Source organism: Massilimicrobiota sp. An105, assembly GCF_002161155.1.
Classification (GTDB): domain Bacteria; phylum Bacillota_I; class Bacilli_A; order Erysipelotrichales; family Coprobacillaceae; genus Allocoprobacillus; species Allocoprobacillus merdigallinarum.
The window spans coordinates 1-3,368 of the sequence record NZ_NFLY01000082.1; the positions used below are offsets into that span (position 1 = coordinate 1).

The 3,368-nt window shown below is 31.7% G+C and carries 3 protein-coding genes; all 3 read left to right on the plus strand.

Going from position 1 to position 3,368, the window contains the following annotated elements:
- Positions 1 to 465 precede the first annotated feature (465 nt).
- The 3 genes from B5E48_RS13145 to thrS all read left to right on the plus strand — a co-directional run bounded on the left by B5E48_RS13145 (position 466) and on the right by thrS (position 3,225).
- Positions 466 to 744 carry a hypothetical protein gene (locus B5E48_RS13145; protein WP_087243336.1) on the plus strand — a complete coding sequence of 93 codons (279 nt, stop codon included), beginning with the start codon at positions 466 to 468 and terminating at the stop codon, positions 742 to 744.
- A gap of 232 nt (positions 745 to 976) precedes the next feature.
- On the plus strand, positions 977 to 1,492 hold the full coding sequence (locus B5E48_RS13150; RefSeq protein ID WP_087305578.1) for a GNAT family N-acetyltransferase: 516 nt from the start codon (positions 977 to 979) through the stop codon (positions 1,490 to 1,492).
- Positions 1,492 to 3,225 (plus strand): threonine--tRNA ligase, encoded by a 1,734-nt coding sequence (gene thrS, locus B5E48_RS13155; RefSeq protein WP_087305580.1) that lies wholly within the window; start codon positions 1,492 to 1,494, stop codon positions 3,223 to 3,225. The genes B5E48_RS13150 and thrS overlap by 1 nt, the downstream gene beginning before the upstream one ends.
- Positions 3,226 to 3,368 lie beyond the last annotated feature (143 nt).

Below are 3,368 nucleotides of genomic sequence, written 5' to 3' on the forward strand. Positions count from 1 at the left end.
GATCATGAACTCCATGTGTGAGCTAAGATATAGTGACTTTACAACTGAATTTTCATTTAAGACCATATAATCAATATATTTTAAATATAGTTACCAACATTTATCTAGGGTTAGATTTTATGTAAAATTTACATTTTAGAGATTTTTTCATATTTTATACACAAAAATATGATATTTTAAATATAGAAAAGAAATAAAGAGAAAGGTATGCTGAAATATGTTTCATCAAGCAGGAGATAAACTGAAGATTTGTTCCTATTTATTTATGATTTTCTATACAATGAAATCACTCATTTTTCGATTACAATATATATTGTCAATTGAAAATTTATTCAGTTTTTCAAAAGATATTGTCTTTGCATTCATTGTGTCATTATTGATTTATGGCTGTAGCTATATAGTGAAATTATATGAAAATAAGAATATTTTATAAACTCAAAAAATGACAGGGGGGGGGTACAAAACGTGACTTATAAAGTATCTAAAATTTTAAAAGTATGTGCATATATTTTCTTAGTTGGGAGTATCTTACAACAAGGATATACAATAGCGATGAATACATCTTATTTAAATACTGGAGAGCTAATGGGAGTAGAATCCATGCTGATGATGTTGTGGTCTTGTTTTATCTCCTTTTTGCTTTCATTAATCATCTATGGATTTGCAGAAATTATTGAATATTATGAAATGAAAAAAACAAAAGATACAGATATCTTGACAAATGAGAATAATGATGTAAAATAACTTTACAAGCAATGATTTAGGATATGTTTTTATAAGTGATTGTTTAGAGAAAAGATGGTTGGTGAAAATCTTTGATAGCTTATAGAAATACTCCCTAATAGGCTACACTCGAAAGAGATTGTCGTAGAACTGCGTTAAAGTTTTGAGGTTATCTGATAGATAATGAATAAAGGTGGTACCACGAGATTTCGTCCTTTGGATGAAATCTCTTTTTTATTAAGGGGGGGCAGATATGGAAAAAGGACATTTAGAATTTCCTGATTATCATCATGAAGAATCAATGAAAGCATTGATTCAAGCTATGAAAGATGATCATAATCCTTTTGGTGTCAATGGTGCAGGTTCTTTTGAAAGCTGTTCAAGTTATCAGGAATGGATTTCAAGAGAAAAGAAGAATCATTTAGGCATTGAATTAGAAGATGGTTTTGTTCCAGGGACAGAGTTTTTATATGTTGTCAATAATCAAGTGATTGGTTGTATTCATATCCGTCATTGCTTAAATGAGGCTTTATTCAAACATGGTGGACATATTGGCTATTCCATTCATCCCGATTATCGTAGGCAGGGATATGCGACAGATATGTTGAAACAGGCACTTCAATTTTGTCAACAATGGGAAATTGAACCCGTATTAATCACTTGTCATCAAGATAATGTGGCTTCAAGAAAGACCATTGAAAAATGTGGTGGTGTTTTTGAAAATCAATATGATGATATTTTAAGATTTTGGATAGGAGGAAAGAAATAATGAGAGATTTTATTAATGAAGAAGCTTTAAATACTTTAAATCATTCATGTGCACATGTGATGGCACAGGCAGTTAAGCATTTATATCCTCAAGCTAAATTCTGGGTTGGACCAGTTGTGAGCGAAGGATTCTACTATGATATTGATTTAGGTGATCAGGTGATTACTGATGATGATTTACCTAAAATTGAAAAAGAAATGAAGAAAATCTGTAAAGATGGAAAAAGAATTATCAGAGAAGACATTTCTAAGGAAGAAGCTTTAGACATGTTTAAAGATGATCCTTATAAGTTAGATTTAATTCAAGGTTTAGAAGATGGACATATTACATGTTATCGTCAAGGAGACTTCGTCGATTTATGTAGAGGTCCACATGTAGAAACTGTCAAATTATGTAAGAATTTTAAATTATTAAAACATTCTGGAGCTTACTGGAAAGGTGATAAAAACAATAAAGTTCTACAAAGAATTTATGGTGTTTGTTTCCCAACAGCTGAAGAGTTACAGGAACATTTAGACTTTTTAGAAGAAGCTAAAAAAAGAGATCATAAAAAATTAGGAAGAGAACTTGATTTATTTATGATGAGTGAATATGCACCAGGTATGCCATTTTTCTTACCACATGGGATGTTATTAAGAAATACATTAGAACAATACTGGTATGAAGAACATGCCAAAGAAGGATATCAGTTCATTAAAACACCAATCATGATGTCAAGAGAGTTATGGGAAACTTCAGGACATTGGGATAACTATAAAGAAAATATGTATACAAGTGAAATTGATGAGCGTGAATTTGCGATTAAACCAATGAACTGTCCAGGAAGTATGCTTGTTTATAAAAATGGTTTACATTCTTATAAAGATTTACCACTTCGTATGGGAGAACTTGGACAAGTGCATAGACATGAAGCCAGTGGTGCTTTAAATGGTTTATTTAGAGTACGTACTTTTACACAGGACGATGCACATATCTTTATGACACCTGATCAGATTGAAAGTGAAGTTGTACGTTTGATTTCATTTATTGATCGTGTTTATTCTAATTTAGGCTTACCATATGATATTGAATTATCAACTCGTCCAGAAGAAAAATATATTGGAGATTTAGAAATCTGGGAAAAGAGTGAAGCAGCCTTAGCAGCAGCATGTCAGGCAGCTGGAAAAGACTTTAAAGTCAATCCTGGAGATGGGGCTTTCTATGGTCCAAAACTTGACTTCCATGTCAGAGATTCTTTAGGAAGAGTTTGGCAATGTGGAACAATCCAATTAGATATGAACTTACCAGAAAGATTTGATTTAACATATGTGGATCATAATGGTGAAAAAGTGAGACCAGTTATGTTACATCGTGTGATCTTTGGTTCTATTGAAAGATTTATTGGTATTTTGATTGAACACTTTGCAGGGGCATTCCCATTATGGTTAGCACCAACACAAGTCAAAGTGATTCCAGTTAAAAATGAATATCATTTAGAATATTCAAAAGAAGTCTATAAACTTCTAGAAGACAAAGGAATTCGTGTGGAATTAGATGATCGTGAAGAAAAATTAGGTTATCGTATTCGTGAAGCACAGATGAAGAAGATTCCATATCAGCTAGTCTTAGGTGATAAAGAAAGAGATGAAAGAACTGTGACTTATCGTCAATATGGTGAACAAAAACAGATTACTGTATCATTAGATGAATTTGTAGATATGGTCTTAAAACAAATTGAAGAAAAATCAAGATAAGCGAGTTGAATGACTCGCTTTTTGATTTAATGCTTTTGACTTTAGTCAGTTGAGTACATGAAATGTACGAAACAAAAAACTACCTGCTATGCGGGTAGAGAGAGAAAAGTTATACAAAACAATCACCTTTCCGATTATAATGG

Coding starts and splice junctions, on each gene's coding strand:
- B5E48_RS13150 (WP_087305578.1), top strand. CDS start 977: ATGGAAAAAGGACATTTAGAATTTCCTGATTATCATCATGAAGAATCA.
- thrS (WP_087305580.1), top strand. CDS start 1,492: ATGAGAGATTTTATTAATGAAGAAGCTTTAAATACTTTAAATCATTCA.